At 72.6% G+C, this 16,560-nt stretch carries 18 protein-coding genes; 7 read left to right on the forward strand and 11 right to left on the reverse strand.

The window, feature by feature from the left end; all coding sequences use genetic code 11:
- Positions 1-13 precede the first annotated feature (13 nt).
- The 3 genes from EKH77_RS12435 to EKH77_RS12445 all read right to left on the reverse strand — a co-directional run bounded on the left by EKH77_RS12435 (position 14) and on the right by EKH77_RS12445 (position 2,058).
- Entirely contained in the window at positions 14-910 is an 897-nt protein-coding gene (locus tag EKH77_RS12435) for a peptidase (protein ID WP_126918036.1), read from the reverse strand.
- A gap of 146 nt (positions 911-1,056) precedes the next feature.
- A complete protein-coding gene (locus EKH77_RS12440) occupies positions 1,057-1,551 on the reverse strand; it encodes an ATP-binding protein (protein WP_126914460.1) in 495 nt (164 codons plus the stop codon).
- A gap of 138 nt (positions 1,552-1,689) precedes the next feature.
- A complete protein-coding gene (locus EKH77_RS12445) occupies positions 1,690-2,058 on the reverse strand; it encodes an STAS domain-containing protein (RefSeq protein WP_126914461.1) in 369 nt (122 codons plus the stop codon).
- A 245-nt stretch (positions 2,059-2,303) separates the two neighbouring features.
- Between EKH77_RS12445 and EKH77_RS12450 the strand changes: the two genes are divergently transcribed.
- Positions 2,304-3,257 (forward strand): RNA polymerase sigma factor SigF, encoded by a 954-nt coding sequence (locus tag EKH77_RS12450; RefSeq protein WP_126918037.1) that lies wholly within the window; start codon positions 2,304-2,306, stop codon positions 3,255-3,257.
- 220 nt (positions 3,258-3,477) lie between these two features.
- Positions 3,478-3,843 (forward strand): hypothetical protein, encoded by a 366-nt coding sequence (locus tag EKH77_RS12455; RefSeq protein ID WP_126914462.1) that lies wholly within the window; start codon positions 3,478-3,480, stop codon positions 3,841-3,843.
- Between the two features lie 33 nt (positions 3,844-3,876).
- Here the strand turns inward: EKH77_RS12455 and EKH77_RS12460 are convergent, their stop codons facing one another.
- Both EKH77_RS12460 and EKH77_RS12465 read right to left on the reverse strand, forming a co-directional pair.
- Positions 3,877-4,233: a hypothetical protein gene (locus tag EKH77_RS12460; RefSeq protein WP_126914463.1), complete on the reverse strand. Its 357-nt coding sequence runs from the start codon at positions 4,231-4,233 to the stop codon at positions 3,877-3,879.
- Complete coding sequence (locus tag EKH77_RS12465; RefSeq protein ID WP_126914464.1) at positions 4,230-4,709, reverse strand: hypothetical protein; 480 nt, start codon at positions 4,707-4,709, stop codon at positions 4,230-4,232. Before EKH77_RS12465 ends, EKH77_RS12460 begins: the two co-directional genes overlap by 4 nt.
- A 311-nt stretch (positions 4,710-5,020) precedes the next feature.
- On the opposite strand from EKH77_RS12465, the gene EKH77_RS12470 reads away from it, so the two are divergent.
- The 3 genes from EKH77_RS12470 to EKH77_RS12480 all read left to right on the forward strand — a co-directional run bounded on the left by EKH77_RS12470 (position 5,021) and on the right by EKH77_RS12480 (position 6,491).
- Positions 5,021-5,845: a helix-turn-helix domain-containing protein gene (locus tag EKH77_RS12470; protein ID WP_126914465.1), complete on the forward strand. Its 825-nt coding sequence runs from the start codon at positions 5,021-5,023 to the stop codon at positions 5,843-5,845.
- 162 nt (positions 5,846-6,007) lie between these two features.
- Positions 6,008-6,208, forward strand: a complete 201-nt coding sequence (locus EKH77_RS12475) for a hypothetical protein (RefSeq protein ID WP_240667330.1) — start codon at positions 6,008-6,010, stop codon at positions 6,206-6,208.
- On the forward strand, positions 6,201-6,491 hold the full coding sequence (locus EKH77_RS12480; RefSeq protein ID WP_126914467.1) for a hypothetical protein: 291 nt from the start codon (positions 6,201-6,203) through the stop codon (positions 6,489-6,491). The genes EKH77_RS12475 and EKH77_RS12480 overlap by 8 nt, the downstream gene beginning before the upstream one ends.
- 83 nt (positions 6,492-6,574) lie before the next feature.
- On the opposite strand, the gene EKH77_RS12485 is transcribed toward EKH77_RS12480, so the two are convergent.
- The 5 genes from EKH77_RS12485 to hutU all read right to left on the reverse strand — a co-directional run bounded on the left by EKH77_RS12485 (position 6,575) and on the right by hutU (position 12,877).
- Positions 6,575-7,249: a hypothetical protein gene (locus EKH77_RS12485; RefSeq protein ID WP_126914468.1), complete on the reverse strand. Its 675-nt coding sequence runs from the start codon at positions 7,247-7,249 to the stop codon at positions 6,575-6,577.
- A 93-nt stretch (positions 7,250-7,342) separates the two neighbouring features.
- Entirely contained in the window at positions 7,343-8,509 is a 1,167-nt protein-coding gene (gene hutI / locus EKH77_RS12490; RefSeq protein WP_126914469.1) for an imidazolonepropionase, read from the reverse strand.
- Between the two features lie 20 nt (positions 8,510-8,529).
- The gene (locus EKH77_RS12495; RefSeq protein WP_126914470.1) at positions 8,530-9,864 is read right to left on the reverse strand and encodes a formimidoylglutamate deiminase; all 1,335 of its coding nucleotides are present in this window, start codon (positions 9,862-9,864) and stop codon (positions 8,530-8,532) included.
- The gene (locus tag EKH77_RS12500; protein ID WP_126918038.1) at positions 9,855-11,042 is read right to left on the reverse strand and encodes an allantoate amidohydrolase; all 1,188 of its coding nucleotides are present in this window, start codon (positions 11,040-11,042) and stop codon (positions 9,855-9,857) included. Before EKH77_RS12500 ends, EKH77_RS12495 begins: the two co-directional genes overlap by 10 nt.
- A gap of 176 nt (positions 11,043-11,218) precedes the next feature.
- Positions 11,219-12,877, reverse strand: a complete 1,659-nt coding sequence (hutU, locus tag EKH77_RS12505) for a urocanate hydratase (protein WP_126914471.1) — start codon at positions 12,875-12,877, stop codon at positions 11,219-11,221.
- A gap of 151 nt (positions 12,878-13,028) precedes the next feature.
- On the opposite strand from hutU, the gene EKH77_RS12510 reads away from it, so the two are divergent.
- Positions 13,029-14,411 (forward strand): diaminopimelate decarboxylase, encoded by a 1,383-nt coding sequence (locus EKH77_RS12510; protein ID WP_126914472.1) that lies wholly within the window; start codon positions 13,029-13,031, stop codon positions 14,409-14,411.
- Here EKH77_RS12510 and EKH77_RS12515 read toward each other — a convergent pair.
- The gene (locus EKH77_RS12515) at positions 14,395-14,979 is read right to left on the reverse strand and encodes a hypothetical protein (RefSeq protein WP_126914473.1); all 585 of its coding nucleotides are present in this window, start codon (positions 14,977-14,979) and stop codon (positions 14,395-14,397) included. The two genes, EKH77_RS12510 and EKH77_RS12515, sit on opposite strands and share 17 nt — an antisense overlap.
- Before the next feature lie 250 nt (positions 14,980-15,229).
- On the opposite strand from EKH77_RS12515, the gene EKH77_RS12520 reads away from it, so the two are divergent.
- Complete coding sequence (locus tag EKH77_RS12520; protein WP_126914474.1) at positions 15,230-16,531, forward strand: alpha/beta hydrolase family protein; 1,302 nt, start codon at positions 15,230-15,232, stop codon at positions 16,529-16,531.
- Positions 16,532-16,560 lie beyond the last annotated feature (29 nt).

A 16,560-nucleotide genomic window follows, 5' to 3' on the forward strand; every position in this document is an offset into this window, starting at 1 on the left:
GGGGTGAGGGCGTTCAGCCGGCGCTGCGGCGCCTCCGGGTGAGCCAGAGGGTGCCCGCGACGCCGGTGAGGAACACGGTGCCGCCGAGGGTGGCGAGGGCGAGGGCGGAATCGGAGGGCCCGGTCTGCGGCAGCCGTCCACCGCCGGTGGTGCCGGTGCTTCCGGTGGTGCCGGTGGTGCCGCTGGTGGTCGAGCCACCGGTCGTGGAGCCGCCGGTCGTCGAGCCGGTGGTCCCGCCGGTGTCACCGGCCGTGGAGCCGCTGCTCGACCCACCGGTGGACCCGGCCGTCGACCCGCCGGTGGACCCACTCGTGGACCCGCCCGTCGAACCACTCGTGGACCCACTGGTCGATCCGGCCGTCGAACCGCTCGTCGTCGAACCGCCGGTCGTGGTCCCTCCCGTCCCGCCCGGGGCCTTGACCTCAAGGGTGAGCGAGGGCTTGGGGTTGTTGGTGGGGGTGCAGGTGGTCGTGGTGCCCAGGGCGGAGATGGTGAGGGTGGAGGCCGTGAAGGTGACCTGGCCGCCCTTCTTCGGGGTGTACGTCCCCGACAAGTCGCTTATCTTGATGGGGGTGTTGGGGGGTATCGGCTGGTCGTTGGCGGGTCCCGAGACCTCGACCTGGCCGCTGTCCGCGCCGCCCACCTTGATCACGGCACTTGGCTTCATCGCGCCCTTGCCGAGCTCGATGGGGCTGGAGGAGACGCCCTTCTGGAAGGTCATGGTGAGCTTGTAGGCGTCGCCGCTCGGCGTGGCCTTGATGTCGATGGGCGAGACCGCGCTCCGGTCCCCGATCGGGGTCTTGCACTGGTAGTCGACGTCGACGACCTCGGCCCGCGCGTCCGGCGCGACCAGCAGGAACGCGCCGCCGGCCAGGGCCGCCGAGACGGCGAGCGCGCCGGCGCGGCGCAGGGGGTGGCGTGGTGTGCGGTACACCTGGGGTTCCCCTCTCGTCCGGTGCCGCAGCCGAGAATTGCTGACGGCACATCAGATCGGACGCCGAAGGTACGCCCGGGACCGTGGAGAGGGAAGACAAGGAACAGCCCGTAAGGGCTCTCCTACGACGGTCCGGCCAGTTCCGCCCAGACCGTCTTGCCGACGCCCCCGGAGCGCCGGACGACGCCCCAGTCGAGGCAGAGCCGCTGGACGATGAACATGCCGTGGCCGCCGGGGCGGCCCGCGCGGTGCGGGGTCCGGGGGGCGGGGCTGCCGGCGCCGAGGTCGCTGACCTCCAGCCGGAGGGTCTTGCCGGAACGGCTGACGCAGAGCTCCTCGGGGCCGTCGGCGTGCAGGCAGGCGTTGGTGACCAGCTCGGAGACGACCAGCAGGACGTCCTCGGCGGCCGCCCGGTGGTCGGCGGAGCGGGCGGGGAGCCAGCCCCAGTCGTAGAGGGCCTGCCGGGTGAAGTCGCGGGAGAGCGGCACGGCGCCGCCCACCCCGACGAGGCTCAGGCTGCGGGCCGCTTCCGCCGGGGCCGGTGAGCCGGCCGAGGCGGCGTCCCCCGCCTCCGGGCCGGGACCGTCCGGCGGTGGGCACGCCCGGGTGGTGCTCATCAGCGCTTCACCTCACCGATTCACCGATACGAACATGAACATCTTCAATGGATTCAGCTGTCTCCTGCCCGGCGGAATCGTGAGAACACCCACGGATTCCACACGGCGCCTGTGACGCGGGCAACGGAGGCTCCGGGCTCAGTCCGCGAGCGCCGAATCGAGCGTGTCGTGCACGGTGAAGACGGCCCCGGCCCCCGTGATCTCGAACACCCGGGCGACGACTGGCGTCATCGCGGCGAGGTGGACGGCGCCGCCGGCGGCCTCGGCCTTGAGCCGGACGCCGAGAAGCACGTTCAGACCGGTGGAGTCACAGAAGTCGAGCCGTGAGCAGTCGACGACGACGCGGGCGTCGCCCTCGCGTACGCAGCTCTCCAGGGTCTCGCGCAGCAATTCCGCCGTGTGGTGATCGAGCTCACCCGCGGGCGAGACGATCGAGCTCCCGCCCACACGCCGGACCTCCACTTGCAGTCGGCCCCTGCTCGGATTGCCGACCATCCCGCGATCCATGCGCTCCCGCTCCCCTTCATGCGCTCGTGGCGTGCTCACGTTCCGCTGCGGAAACCCTACGCCTTCCATACGGACGTCCGGAAGCCGAACTTCCGCCAAATACTGACAGAATTGGACAAACCGCACTTGCCAGGAGGTGGTGAAGACCGGTAGGGCTAGTAGGGACACACATTCCTCGGACGGCTTTGGAGGCGCCGCAAACCGCAGCAAAAGGTCACGGCATCGGCAGCCATATGCCGAGAATGATGGAGGAGACCATGTCACCCCGGCTCGACGAACAGCGTCCCGCCACCTTGTGCACCCCGTACGAGGACCCCGCGACCGCCTCGTCGGCAACCATGCCCGAGCACGACGCCCACGGCGCCCCCGGCCACGACGAAGGCCACGGCCCCGGCCTCGCCGGCCTACCGGAGATCCCCCCGTACGACGAGGTGGACGCGGTGGACGCGCGGGCGCTGTCCAAGACGCTCTTCGCCCGCCTCGCCTCGCTCGAAGAGGGCACCCACGACTACGCGTACGTCCGCAACACCCTGGTCGAGCTGAATCTCGCCCTGGTGAAGTTCGCGGCCTCCCGGTTCCGCACCCGCAGCGAACCGATGGAGGACATCATCCAGGTCGGCACCATCGGTCTGATCAAGGCGATCGACCGGTTCGAGCTGACGCGGGGTGTGGAGTTCCCCACCTTCGCGATGCCGACGATCATCGGTGAGATCAAGCGCTTCTTCCGCGACACCAGCTGGTCCGTCCGGGTCCCCCGGCGGCTCCAGGAGCTCCGCCTCGACCTGGCCAAGGCCGGCGACGAGCTGGCCCAGCAGCTGGACCGCGCCCCGACCGTCGCCGAACTGGCCGAGCGGCTGGGCCTGGCGGAGGACGAGGTCGTCGAGGGCATGGCCGCGAGCAACGCGTACACCGCGAGCTCGCTGGACGCCCAGGCCGACGAGGACGAGCCGGAGGGCTCGCTCTCGGACCGCATCGGCTACGAGGACCACGGCCTGGAGGGCATCGAGTACATCGCGTCGCTCAAGCCCCTCATCGCCGAACTGCCGTACCGCGACCGCCACATCCTCTCCCTGCGGTTCGTGTCGAACATGACGCAGTCGGAGATCGGCGAGGAGCTGGGCATCTCCCAGATGCACGTCTCCCGGCTGCTGTCCCGCACGCTGGTGCGGCTGCGGCGGGGGCTGCTGACCGAGGAGTGACGCGACCGCCACGCGCGACCGCCAAGACCGCTGTGCCGCATGGGACGACGAATCCCCTGCGGCACAGCGGTTTTCGCGGCTTTCCCGAGGCCCTGCCTTGAGGAAACCTTGAGAAGGACTTTCACGACCTCTCATGGCCGAAAACATTCTCCTCAAGCGATTCACTCAGGCCATTGAATGCGCTGGCCAACACTGATCCCTCACGCTTGGGAGACACCCCATGAGACGACTCCGCACCGCGGGTCTGGCCCTTCTCGGCGCGACGCTCGCCGCCTCCTTCGCGACGAGCCCCGCCCAGGCGTCGGCGGGCGAGACCCGCACGGTGTGCGCCGACACGATGACGCCGGACGGCTGGGTCGACGTCAACTGGGGCACGAGCGCCTCGTGCCGCGTGATGGGCGGCTCGAACATCAAGATGATCAAGCAGCTCGACGGCCTCCCCGTCGGCACCCAGGTCAACGCCTGCGCCACGGCACAGCCGCCGACCGGCTGGATCAAGGTGCAGACCTACTACAGCGGCGGCTGCGTGGCCTTCGGCAACCCGTCCTTCACCCCCAACGCGTGGCTGCTGCGCCGGGCGTCCTGACCGGGACGGTCCGGGGACCGCGAAGCGCTCCGGTCAGCGGTCGGTGGCTCGCGGGTGCGCGGTGCCCGCGTAGGTGACCCAGCAGGTGTTGCGGTCGGAGTCCACGAGGTACCAGATACGGCCTCCGCCGGTCACCTCGATCTGCCACTGTTCACAGGTCTGCCCGCGGTGGGTGCCATGCGCCAGGCTGCCCTTCAGCCTGTGGTGCCGTGGCGTCTCGGCGGCCGGCCTCGGATCGGTACGTATGACGAGCCAGGCCCGGTATGTGTTCTCGCGCGCCTGCTGCGTAAGGCTCTCCCAGCCTTTGGCCGAGGCCGCGTCGGCGAACCGGATCTCCCATTGCCCGTCCGGAGCGGGCGGCGCCACCCTGTCTCCACGGCCCGAGGTCACGCGATCGCCTCGGGGCTGGGCACAGGACCATAATCCGCCTCGTGGTCCATGGTCAGCGCCGCCCGAACGTCGGGATCCGAATGCGCTTCGGCGGTGTGCTCCCATGCAGTCAGCATTTGGGCGACAGCCGCGCTGTTGTTGATGGAGTCCGCGGCACGCATGGTGTCGACCAGTTCGACAGCGAACGCGTGCACATCCGGCTCGGGAAGGAACCGGACCCAGGGAAACGCGTCGGGCAGCACGTCCAGGAGCAGTTCCATGCTGCCGGGTTCGCGCCGAGCCATGGCGGCGAGCATCCGCGTGGCGGCCGACACTACGGTGCGATCCTGCTCCGCCCGCGCGGCCGTCGTCAGGACCAGGTCCTCCCCGTCCCGGCGGTGCAACAGCAGTCTCGGGGATTCCTTCAGACGCGCCAGCGTCTGCTTGTTCTTGTTCACCAGCTCGGAGAAGTTCACGGCGGCGTTCTCAGCGCTCATGACTTTGAAGGTAGTTCGAAGTTCAGGCCGTTCACCATCCCCCGTAAGAGGGACGGGGACGCTTCAGGCACGCCGACGAGAGGCAACCGGTTCGCGGTGGGCCGTGAACCGGTGGGGCTGGACATCCCTTTAAAGGACTTGGGGAGAGAACCAACCCCTACCAACCCGACGTGTCACCCCATCGGGTGACACGGTGGAAGTCGCGGGTCGCGGCGCGGTACGTTCGCCGCGACCCCAGACAGACGACGGCCCCCGCCGGGACTGGCATCCCGCACGAGGGCCTGATCATCCAGGAAGCCAACACCTTCCCAATGACTGAAGCGCAGTTTAGCGCGCCCGTATCCGCGCGCACCGAGCTCCCACGTGCCGGAGTGATCCACATCCGCCACCGCCACGACACGAACTTCACCGTCGTCGGCAACCACCTCGCCCAGCACCCGGACTTGTCCGCCGTGGCGATCGGCCTCGGCGTGTACATCCAGTCGCTGCCGGACGGCGCGTCCGTCGGCATCAAGGACCTCACGCGCCGCTTCAAGGAAGGCGAAATCACCATCGCCAGAGCCTTGAAGGAGCTGGAAACCGCCGGCTATCTGGAACGGAAGCCCGAGCGGACGGCGACAGGCCGGATCGTCACCCGCACCCGCTGGTACGAACGGCCCGGCGCCGAGCCGACCCCGGCCCCGGCCCCGGCCAAGGTCGACCTGGTGAAGCGGCGGCCTGTCGCCCAACAGCCCGTCCCGCGCGAGGAGCCGACCCCCTTACCGCCCGTCGACCAGCCCGCGGCCGACCTGCTCGCCGGGCTGCGCCGCCGCGACCCACGGCTGTGGCTCTCGGAGACGGACGTCCGGCGGCTCTCCCCCGCCGTGCGCACATGGCTCGACCGTGGGATCGGCCCCGGCCGGATCGCTCTCACCCTCACGGGCAGCCTGCCCATAGGTGCCATCTCCTGGCCCGCCCGGCTGCTCGGCTACCGCCTGAGGAACTGGCTGCCACCCGCCCTGCCCGAACGCCCGACGGCACCTGGCCCGACAGCGCCCCTGCCGTTCCAGACCTGCGGCGGCTGCGAGCGCGTGTTCCGCGCGGCCGACCCGGGCCGGTGCCGAGACTGTCGCCAGATGGCAGGGCAAGCCGCATGAAGGCAACGTGAGAGTGCCCTCACCCACTACCTTGTCAAAGGAAGCGAGCGTCAGGAGGCCACCGCCATGACCGCACAGCCCATGCATCACCACCGTCCTGAGCCGGAGCGAGTGCCCCGCACGTACGACGGAATCGCCAACGCTCTCCAAGGTGCACGGCGCATGGAATTCTTCCGCGAATTCGGCGAAGCTCCCCTGGAACAGGCCGAGTCCGTACTGCGCCGCTGGTGGTGCGAAGCGATGCTCGACACCGACCCTGACGCCGATCGCATCCGTGAGGCCGCCATGGCGGGAACACTGCCGACCACCACCGTCGATGACGCCCTCGCCCTGCGAAAGGCAAGGGGGCTTCCCGTTGACTGAACAGGAACGCCCAGAGGGCTGGCCCTGCCTGTTGTCCGACGAAGTGGCTCAGCTGCTGCTGTCTCGTGCCGTCAGCCCCGCCCTCTTCAGCGCGATCATCGCCCTCACGGTCGTAATCAACGAAACCAGAGGTGACGCACCCGGTCACACGGCCTCGGACAAATGGCCGGAGCTGCGCCGGGTCGCCCTCGGCGCCGATGGTTCCCTAGGCGTCGCCGAGTACGTGGTCGTCGCCTACGCCGACGAGCCTCACTCTGTCCTCACTCGTGTGCAGCCGTTCTGACCCGCCCGAGGTGCCCCCTCCGCTGCCGCGAGCAGCCAGCCAGGGAGGCTTGGGTCTCCTGGAGTCCGGTGACGTGGCGGCGGTCAGGGCGCGGTGGACCCGGCCTTCGCGGACCGCAGGGAGTGGGCCTCGCGTATCGGGCGGGAGATTCCGCTGGTGACGCTGGAGAGGACCGGCTGAGTGGGGACGTTGCCGCCGAGCGGGGCCAGGGCCAGGAGGAAGAGGAGGCCGCCCACGGGTATCAGGTCCAGGCTGATCGCCGAGACCGCCACGCCCGCCACGATCGCGAGCGGACGCCAGAAGACGATCGCGCGCAGGGCCGCCAACTGGACCGTGAGCAGCAGCAGTCCGACGTAGAAGAGCAGCGGGCCGATCGTGTAGACGGCCGGGGTTACCCCGGGCAGGTCGCGTATGTGGTCGAAGAGCACGTTCATCGTGTCGCGGTCCACCGACGCGTATCCGACGAGCAGGTCGATGGACGCCTGTGCCGTCACGGCCGCCACGCCCAGCAGGCCCAGGGTCGCGCCGGCGTCGGCGAACGTCCGGCTTCCCCGGCCCCGGCCCGTCGCCACCGCCGTCCGGCGCAGGCCCAGCATCACCGGTGCGAACAGCAGGACGCCCGACAGCAGGGCCAGGTGGCCCAGGGACCAAGCCGGGCCCGGGCCGTGGCCCGGGTCCGTCAGCCGGATGAGGCCGTAGGCCGTCATGCACAGCGGGCCCGTCGCGAAGGCCGCCTGTCGCCATGTCGTGTTCGTCATGGCCTTGATACTTCCGGGCGGGGCCCGCCCACGGCTTCCGGGAAGACCCTGGGCTCGCCCTGATCCGCCCCTGAGCCCTCCCTGACCTCGCCCTCAGAGCTCGCGCACCCCGCGCCGCCAGACCGCCGAGACGAGCGGTACGCCGGGCCGGTAGGCGAGGTGGACGTGCGAGGGGGCGTCCAGGAGGGCCAGGTCGGCGCGGGCGCCCGGCGTGAGGCGGCCGATGTCCGTGCGGCGCAGGGCCGCCGCGCCGCCCGCCGTGGCGGACCAGACGGCCTCGTCGGGGGTCATGCCCATGTCGCGCACGGCCAGGGCCACGCAGAACGGCATGGAACTGGTGAAGGACGAGCCGGGGTTGCAGTCCGTGGACAGGGCCACCGTGACGCCCGCGTCGAGGAGGCGGCGCGCGTCGGGCCACTGGGCGCGGGTGGAGAACTCGGCGCCGGGGAGGAGGGTGGCCACGGTGGTGCCCTGCGCGAGGGCGTCGACGTCCGCGTCCGTGAGGTGGGTGCAGTGGTCGGCGGACGCGGCGCCGACCTCGACGGCCAGCTGGACGCCGGGGCCGTGCCCGAGCTGGTTGGCGTGGACGCGCGGCACCAGGCCGTGGCGCTTGCCGGCCTCGAGGATCGCGCGGGCCTGGTCGCCGTCGAAGGCGCCCTTCTCGCAGAACACGTCGACCCAGCGGGCGTGCGGGGCGCACGCGTCGAGCATCTCGCCGGTGACGAGGGAGACGTAGCCGTCGGGGTCGTCGGCGAACTCCGGTGCCACGATGTGCGCGCCGAGGTACGTCACCTCGTCGGTGTGGGCGGCGGCGATCCGCAGGGCGCGGGCCTCGTCGTGGGTGGTGAGGCCGTAGCCGGACTTCGTCTCGAAGGTGGTCGTGCCCTGGCGGAGGGCCTCGGTGAGGTAGCGCAGGAGATTGGCCTCCAGCGCCTCGTCCGTCGCGGCGCGGGTGGCCGCCACCGTCGTGCGGATGCCGCCCGCGCTGTAGCTCCGCCCGGACATCCGCGCGTTGAACTCGGCGGTGCGGTCGCCCGCGAACACCAGGTGGGAGTGGGAGTCCACGAAGCCGGGGACGACCGCCCGGCCACCGGCGTCGACCGCGTTGTCAGTGGCGGGTGCTTTGCTGGACTCACCGATCCACGCGACGCGGTCGCCGTCGATGACGACTGCCGCGTCCTGGACCAGACCGAGGGGGCCTTCGCCGAGAGAGGGGTCGTTGGTGACCAGACTGCTGATGTTGATGATTGCCGTGCTCATGCTTGCTCCGGTCCTCGGCGTCAGCCGCTCAGGGCGGCGATGGAGTCGGCCAGTTCCCGCGGCACGTCCGGTACGAGCTGGTGGACCCCGTCGCGTACGACGTGCCGGCCGCCCACGACCGTATGGCGGATGTCCGCCCCCGTCGCGGCGAATACGGCCGTCTCGGCCCCGTGGCGCGGAGCCGGCCCCGCGGTACGGACGGAGTCCAGCGCGACGGTCGTGAGGTCGGCGAGGGCGCCCTGCTCGATGCGGCCCGCGTCGGCCCAGCCCAGCGAGGCGTGCCCGTCCTCGGTGGCGGCGCGCAGCAGCGCGGCGGCGGTCCAGTGGCCTCGCGTGCGGCTGCGCAGCCGTTCGTCGAGCTCCATGGCGCGGGCCTCTTCGAGGAGGTCGATGACGGCGTGGCTGTCGCTGCCCAGGGACAGCGGGCTGCCGGCCCGCTGGAGGGCGACGGCGGGGCCGATGCCGTCGGCGAGGTCCCGTTCGGTCGTCGGGCACATACAGATCGTGGACGCCGCGCCGCCGAGGAGGGCGATGTCCTCGTCGGTGAGGTGCGTGGCGTGCACGGCGGAGGTGCGCGGGCCGAGCACGCCGTGGTCGGCGAGCAGCCGCGTGGGGGTGCGGCCGTGCGCGGCGAGGCAGGCGTCGTTCTCGGCGGTCTGCTCGGACAGGTGGACGTGGAGGGGGGCCTCGCGCTCCTTCGCCCAGTCGGCGACGGTCGTCAGCTGGTCGGCGGGCACGGCGCGCACCGAGTGGACGGCCGCGCCGATCCGGGCGTGGCCGGCGGGCTTGAGGGCGGCGGCGCGCTCTGCCCAGGCGTCGGCCGTGCCGTCGGAGAAGCGCGCCTGGTGGTGGTTGGGAGGCTGCCCGAAGCCGGAGGAGAGGTAGGCGGTGTCGAGGAGGGTGATGCGGATGCCGGCTTCGGCGGCGGCCGCGATCAGGGCTTCGCCCATGGCGTTGGGGTCGGCGTAGGGGGTGCCGCCGGGGCCGTGGTGGAGGTAGTGGAACTCACCGACGCAGGTGATGCCGGCGAGGGCCATCTCCGCGTACGTGGCGCGGGCGAGGGCGAAGTACGAGTCCGGGGTGAGCCGGTCGGCGACGCCGTACATCACGTCGCGCCACGTCCAGAACGTGCCGCTGCCCACCTGGGTGCGGCCGCGCAGGGCGCGGTGGAAGGCGTGGGAGTGGGCGTTGGCCAGCCCGGGGAGGGTCAGGCCGCGCAGGGTCGTCGCGCCCGGGGGCGGGGCCGGGACGTTCGTGCGGACGGCCGTGATCCGGCCGCCCGTCACCTCGATGGCCACGCCGGGCTCGACATGGGTGCCGAGCCACGCGTGCTCGGCCCAGTAGGTCACCTGCACGCCAGGCCCTCCAGTACGTCGGCGAGTGCGGTCACTCCGGCCACGCAGTCGTCCTCGGTCGCCGTCTCGGCGGGCGAGTGGGAGACGCCGGTGGGGTTCCGTACGAACAGCATGGCCGTGGGGATGACGCCGGACAAAATACCGGCGTCGTGCCCGGCGCCCGTGGGCAGCACGGGCGCGCCGCCCAGGAGCTTGGAGAGTTCGTCGCGCAGGTCGTGGGCGAACTCGACGACCGGCGTGAAGGATTCCCGGGTCACCCGGACGTCCACGCCGTCGCGGCCGCCGCGCTCGACGGCCGCCTGCTCGATCTCGGCGACGACGGCGGCCAGCGTCTCCTCGTCGGCGGCGCGGGAGTCCAGCCAGCCGCGGACGAGGGAGGCGATGGCGTTCACGCCGTTCGGCTCGACGGCGACCTTCCCGAAGGTCGCCAGGGCGCCGGCGAGCCGGGCCTTCTTCCGGGCGGCGAGCACGGTGTTGGCGTACGTCAGCATCGGGTCGCGGCGGTCGTCGAGGCGGGTGGTGCCGGCGTGGTTGGCCTCGCCGTGGAAGTCGAACCGCCAGCGGCCGTGCGGCCAGATCGCCGACGCCACGCCCACGGGGTGCGGGGTGTCGGCGAGGGCCCGTCCCTGCTCGACGTGCAGTTCGACGAAGGCGCCGATGCGGGCGAGGCGTTCGGGGTCGGGGCCGATGGCCTCGGGGTCGTATCCGGCGCGCTCCATGGCGTGGGCCAGGGAGACGCCGTCGCCGTCCCGGAGGGCGTGGGCCTTGTCGCGGGTGAGCTGTCCGGCGGTCAGGCGGGAGCCGACGCAGGCGAGGCCGAAGCGGGCGCCCTCCTCGTCGCCGAAGTTGACGATCGCGAGGGGGCGGCCGGGCTTCGCGCCGCGGGCGCGGAGCTCGTCGAGCGCGGCGAAGGACGACACGACGCCGAGGGGGCCGTCGAAGGCGCCGCCGTCGGGGACGGAGTCCAGGTGGGAGCCGGTGACGACGGCGTCGCCGGCGGTGGGGTCGCCGAGCCAGGCCCACTGGTTGCCGTTGCGATCGGTCTCGTAGGTCAGCCCGCGCGATTCCGCCTGTGCGCGGAACCACGAGCGGCAGTCGGCGTCGGCGCCGGTCCAGGCGTAGCGGCGGTAGCCGCCCGAGGCCGCGTCGCGGCCGATGGGCAGCAGGTCGCGCCACATCTCGTGGAACGACGGCGTCGTGGGCAGTCGTTCCGCTGGGGCGGAACGGGTGGGCACGGCGTCGGCACCCGGCGACGGCGCGTTCCCCGCGCCGGGCGTACCCGCTTCGGGTGCGGCCCGGTGGTCGGGCTGCGCCCACCCGTCCCGCCCTGCGGGACGATTGCCCGCAGCGGCGGTCATGCTTCTTCCCGCATCGGGATGCGGACGCCGCGGTCCTCCGCGACCGAGTCCGCGATGTCGTAGCCCGCGTCGACGTGGCGGATGACGCCCATGCCCGGGTCGTTGGTCAGGACGCGGCGGATCTTCTCGCCCGCCAGGGCCGTGCCGTCGGCGACCGTGACCTGGCCCGCGTGGATGGAGCGGCCCATGCCGACGCCGCCGCCGTGATGGAGGGAGACCCAGGAGGCGCCCGAGGCGACGTTGACCATGGCGTTGAGCAGCGGCCAGTCCGCGATCGCGTCGGAGCCGTCGAGCATGGCCTCCGTCTCGCGGTAGGGGGAGGCGACGGAGCCGCAGTCGAGGTGGTCGCGGCCGATGACGATCGGCGCGGAGAGCTCCCCGCTCGCGACCATGTCGTTGAAGCGCTCGCCCGCGCGGTCGCGCTCGCCGTAGCCGAGCCAGCAGATGCGGGCCGGGAGGCCCTGGAAGTGGACGCGCTCGCCGGCCATCTTGATCCAGCGGGCCAGGGACTCGTTCTCGGGGAAGAGGTCGAGGATCGCGCGGTCGGTGGCCGCGATGTCCTTGGGGTCGCCCGACAGCGCCGCCCAGCGGAAGGGGCCCTTGCCCTCGCAGAAGAGGGGGCGGATGTAGGCGGGGACGAAACCGGGGAAGTCGAAGGCGCGGGTGTAGCCCGCGAGCTGGGCCTCGCCGCGGATGGAGTTGCCGTAGTCGAAGACCTCGGCGCCCGCGTCCTGGAAGCCGACCATGGCCTCCACATGACGGGCCATCGACTCGCGCGCCCTGGTCGTGAAGTCGGCGGGCTTCTCGGCCGCGTAGGTGGCCATCTCGTCGAAGGAGACGCCGACGGGCAGGTAGGCGAGCGGGTCGTGGGCGCTCGTCTGGTCCGTGACGATGTCGATGGGCGCGTTCATCGCGAGCAGCTGCGGTACGAGCTCGGCGGCGTTGCCGAGGACGCCGATGGACAGCGGGCGGCGGGCGTCGCGCGCCTCGACGGCCAGCTGGAGGGCGTGGTCGAGGGAGTCGGCCTTGACGTCCAGGTAGCGGTGCTCGATGCGGCGCTCGATGGCGCGCGGGTCGCAGTCGATACAGATCGCGACGCCGTCGTTCATGGTGACGGCGAGCGGCTGGGCGCCGCCCATGCCGCCGAGGCCGGCGGTCAGGGTGATCGTCCCGGCGAGCGTGCCGCCGAACTTCTTGGCGGCGACGGCGGAGAACGTCTCGTACGTGCCCTGGAGGATGCCCTGCGTGCCGATGTAGATCCACGAACCGGCGGTCATCTGCCCGTACATGGTCAGGCCGAGGGCCTCCAGGCGGCGGAACTCCTCCCAGTTGGCCCAGTCGCCGACGAGGTTGGAGTTGGCGATGAGGACGCGCGGCGCCCACTCGTGCGTCTGCATCACGCCGACGGGGCGGCCGGACTGGACGAGCATGGTCTCGTCCTGCTTGAGCGTCTGCAGGGTGCGGACCATCGCGTCGAAGGAGCGCCAGTCGCGGGCCGCCTTGCCCGTGCCGCCGTAGACGACGAGCTTGTCGGGGTGCTCGGCGACCTCGGGGTCGAGGTTGTTCTGGAGCATCCGCAGCGCGGCTTCCTGCTGCCAGCCCCGGGTGCTCAGCTCGGTGCCTCGCGGTGCTCGCACGGGTCGCGGTCCTGACATGGGCGCTGCCTCCCTGGCTCTCTCCATCATGTTCTGAATAGAACACTGCACAGTTTGAGTGTCTGAATACCTCTAGTCAACAGGTTCCTCGGGCGACCTCTGCGGCAGGCGCACCGTGGCCGTCGGTCCCGCGCGGTGGTGGAGTGGGCGTATGGGTCATGTGGAGAGCGGGAGCGGGAGCACCGCGCGGCGGCGGGACGCGGCCGTGTGGGCGGCCGTCCGGCAGGGGATCGTCACGGCGGACCGGCCCGTCGCGGGCCTGCTGGACGTCCCGGGGATCAGAGCGGCCGCCGCCGCGCTCCACAGGGCGTTCGCGCAGGTCAGCGCCCCCGGTACCGACGTGCTGCACGCCTTCGCCGTCAAGGCCGCGCCCCTGGTGCCCGTGCTTCGGCTGCTCGCCGAGGAGGGGCTGGGCGCCGAGGTGGCGAGCCCCGGAGAGCTCGCGCTGGCCCGCGCGGCGGGCGTGCCGCCCGCGCGGACCGTGCTGGACTCCCCCGCCAAGACCCCCGCCGAGCTGCGCGAGGCGCTGGCGCTCGGCGTCGCCGTCAACGCTGACAGCCGGGAGGAGCTGACCCGGTTGGACGCCCTCCTCCCCGATTCCGATACCGCGTCCCTCCCGCCCCTCGGCCTGCGCGTGAACCCCCAGGTCGGCGGCGGCAGCATCAGCGCCCTCAGCACCGCGACGCCGACGTCGAAGTTCGGGGTCCCCCTGCGCGACGAGGGGGCGCGCGAGTGGCTGGTACGCGCCTACGCCGAGCGGCCGTGGCTCACCCGGATCCACGCGCACGTCGGCTCGCAGGGCTGCCCCCTGGAACTGATGGCCGCCGGCATCAGAGCGGTGTACGAGCTGGCCGAGGAGGTCAACGAGCACGTCGGTGCCCGGCGCGTCCGGTCCGTGGACATCGGCGGCGGCCTGCCCGTCAACTTCGCCTCCGACGACGTCACCCCCACCCACGCCACGTACGCGCGGCTGCTCGCCGAGGCCGTCCCCGGCCTGTTCGACGGGCGCTACGGCCTGGTCACCGAGTTCGGGCGGTCGCTGCTGGCCAAGAGCGGGATGGTGCTGGCCCGGGTGGAGTACGCCAAGTCGGCGGGCGGCCGCCGGATCGCGGTGACACACGCGGGCGCGCAGGTGGCCGTGCGCACGGTGTTCGCGCCGGAGGCGTGGCCGCTGCGCGTGGCCGTGTACGACGCGTGGGGACGGCCGAAGGAAGGGGCGCCCGAGAGTCAGGACGTGGCCGGGCCGTGCTGCTTCGCCGGGGACCTGATCGCGACCGGGCGCTCGCTGCCCCGGCTGGAGGCCGGGGACCATGTCGCGCTGCTCGACACCGGCGCGTACTACTTCTCGAACCACTTCGCGTACAACACGCTCCCCCGTCCGGGGGTTTACGGCTATGCGGAACACCAACGGACGGAGGGGGCTGAGACCGCCCCCTCCGTGCGCTTCGTGCCCGTACGGCCGCCGCAGTCCCTCGACGAGCTCGTCGCCGAGAGCGGCGGCGCCCACGCGGTGGGGCTCACCGCGCTGCGCTGACCACCGCCCCGCCCGGGGCCGGACGCCCCCGCCGCCGGGCCCCGCCGGGCAGGGCGTCCCCGGCGACGAGTCCGGTGGTGAACCAGCCGCGTACGGGCGCCGCGACGGGGCTGCCCTGCGCCCGCTCCGTACGCACCCACAGCAGCGATTCGCTCCGGCGCTCCAGGCCGCCCAGCCACAGGGCCTTCGCCCACAGCCCGGCACCGGCGCCCGCCATCGCCAGCCCGGCCGCCACGGGCACCGCCAGCGAGGAGGCCGTGGCGGCGACGAAGGCGCCGGCCAGCCACCAGCTCCGGGCCCGCCGCCAGTTCCGCGCCGTCACGGCCCGGTCCTGGAGGAACACGGCCCGGCCCGCGCGCTCCGCGCCGCCCGCCAGCTCCGTGTACCGGCCGCGCCGCGCCAGGAAGGCCAGGGCCCCGGCGGCGACGAACAGGACGCCGCCCACCGCCACCCCGAGCCGGCGTCCGGTGAGCCCCGGCACCAGCTCCGGCAGCGCGGCACCGGCGCCCGCGCTCAGCAGCCCGAGCCACCACAACCAGCGCGCCGGCGCCCTCACGATCACGGCCACACGAGCCAGCGCATACGCTCCGCGCCCCACGTCGGACCTCCTCGTCGGTCTTGTCGCCATCACTGCGGGCCGCACGCTAGCCGACGATTCTGAGTGCGAGCTGAGAACCGCGCGCGCCCGTAGCCCACTGGAGTCATACCCGGGTATCACAGGCGAGTTGACCCCCACGTATGTCGTGTCGACGCATCGTCGGTCCTTATGGTCGTCCTACCGACGGAGCGGTGGACGAAGCGGTGGGAGGAGACAAGACATGCCGGTGAACGAGCGGGCCCTGCGGCGACGGGCGCTGGTGGCGGCGGGGGCGCTGGCCCTGACCGGTCTGCTCGGGGTCTTCGCCCCGCACGCCCGCGCGGCGGCCGACGGCGCGGCCCCTTCCATGACCACCGCCCGCGCCCACGTCCGGCTGCCCGAGCCCACCGGCCCGTTCCCCGTCGGCACCACCACCCGCCACCTGGTCGACACCTCCCGCGAGGACCCCTGGCACCCGGGGCGCGGCCACCGCGAGGTCATGGTCGGCTTCTGGTACCCGGCGGCCCACGCGGGCTGGCGGACCGCCGCGCGCACCGCGCCCCACATGGAGCGGCGCGCGGCCGCCCACTTCGGCTCGCCGGGCGGCTCCGGCCACCTCGGCTACCGCGTGCCGGCCGGGGCCGTGGACTGGGCGGCCACGACGACGCACGCGCGCGTGGACGCTCCCGTCGCGCGCGGGGCGGGCGTACGGCCGGTCGTGCTGTACTCGGCGGGTCTGGGCGATCCCCGGACCTGGAACACCTCGCTCGTCGAGGACCTGGCCTCGCGCGGCTACGTGGTCGTCACGGTCGACCACACCTACGACTCCTCCGAGGTCGCCCTCCCCGGCGGCCGCCTCGCGCGCTCCGTGCTCCCCGGCCTCGCCGCGAAGCGCGGCACGGACCCGGCGCGGGTGCTGCGCAAGGCGATGAAGGCGCGCGTCGACGACACCCGTTTCGTCCTGGACCGGCTCGGTGACCGCAAACACCGGCTGTCCCTGCCGCACGGTCTGGCCGCCGCCATGGATCTGCGGCACGTGGGGATGGTGGGCCACTCGGCGGGCGGCTTCACGGCCCTCCAGGCCATGCACGACGACCGGCGCATCCGCGCCGCCGTCAACATGGACGGGACGATGGAATTCCCCGGGCCGGGCGGGACGAGCTCGGTGTCACGGGACGGGGTGGACCGGCCGTTCCTGCTGATGGGCACGGACGCGGCGGATTCCGGCGAGTACGGACGCCAGCCGTCGTGGAAGGCGCTGTGGCAGCACTCGCGGGGCGGCTGGCGGGGTGACGTGACGCTCACCGGGTCGGAGCACGGGGCGTACACGGATGCGGCGGCGTTGCTGCCGCAGCTCGCGCGGGCGGGTGTGGTGCGGCAGGACACCGTCCGGGAGGACGTCGGGTCGGTGCGGGGGGAGCGGGCCGTGGCCGTGACGCGGGCGTACGTGGCGTCGTTCCTCGACCGCTTCCTGCGGGGGCGGGACGACCACTTGCTGGACAGGCCGTCGTCCCGGTTCCCGGAGGTGCGGTACGCCCGTTAGGGCGGTGAGGAGTCCCCGATCCCGCCCCT

Origin of the sequence: Streptomyces luteoverticillatus, from assembly GCF_003970715.1 — a bacterium.
In the GTDB taxonomy this organism is placed as follows: domain Bacteria; phylum Actinomycetota; class Actinomycetes; order Streptomycetales; family Streptomycetaceae; genus Streptomyces; species Streptomyces abikoensis.

Coding starts and splice junctions, on each gene's coding strand:
- EKH77_RS12485 (WP_126914468.1), bottom strand. CDS start 7,249: ATGACGAACACGACATGGCGACAGGCGGCCTTCGCGACGGGCCCGCTG.
- hutI (WP_126914469.1), bottom strand. CDS start 8,509: ATGAGCACGGCAATCATCAACATCAGCAGTCTGGTCACCAACGACCCC.
- EKH77_RS12510 (WP_126914472.1), top strand. CDS start 13,029: ATGGGTCATGTGGAGAGCGGGAGCGGGAGCACCGCGCGGCGGCGGGAC.
- EKH77_RS12440 (WP_126914460.1), bottom strand. CDS start 1,551: ATGAGCACCACCCGGGCGTGCCCACCGCCGGACGGTCCCGGCCCGGAG.
- EKH77_RS12475 (WP_240667330.1), top strand. CDS start 6,008: ATGGAATTCTTCCGCGAATTCGGCGAAGCTCCCCTGGAACAGGCCGAG.
- EKH77_RS12450 (WP_126918037.1), top strand. CDS start 2,304: ATGGAGGAGACCATGTCACCCCGGCTCGACGAACAGCGTCCCGCCACC.
- EKH77_RS12470 (WP_126914465.1), top strand. CDS start 5,021: ATGACTGAAGCGCAGTTTAGCGCGCCCGTATCCGCGCGCACCGAGCTC.
- EKH77_RS12465 (WP_126914464.1), bottom strand. CDS start 4,709: ATGAGCGCTGAGAACGCCGCCGTGAACTTCTCCGAGCTGGTGAACAAG.
- EKH77_RS12500 (WP_126918038.1), bottom strand. CDS start 11,042: ATGTGGCGCGACCTGCTGCCCATCGGCCGCGACGCGGCCTCGGGCGGC.
- EKH77_RS12520 (WP_126914474.1), top strand. CDS start 15,230: ATGCCGGTGAACGAGCGGGCCCTGCGGCGACGGGCGCTGGTGGCGGCG.
- hutU (WP_126914471.1), bottom strand. CDS start 12,877: ATGTCAGGACCGCGACCCGTGCGAGCACCGCGAGGCACCGAGCTGAGC.
- EKH77_RS12455 (WP_126914462.1), top strand. CDS start 3,478: ATGAGACGACTCCGCACCGCGGGTCTGGCCCTTCTCGGCGCGACGCTC.
- EKH77_RS12445 (WP_126914461.1), bottom strand. CDS start 2,058: ATGGATCGCGGGATGGTCGGCAATCCGAGCAGGGGCCGACTGCAAGTG.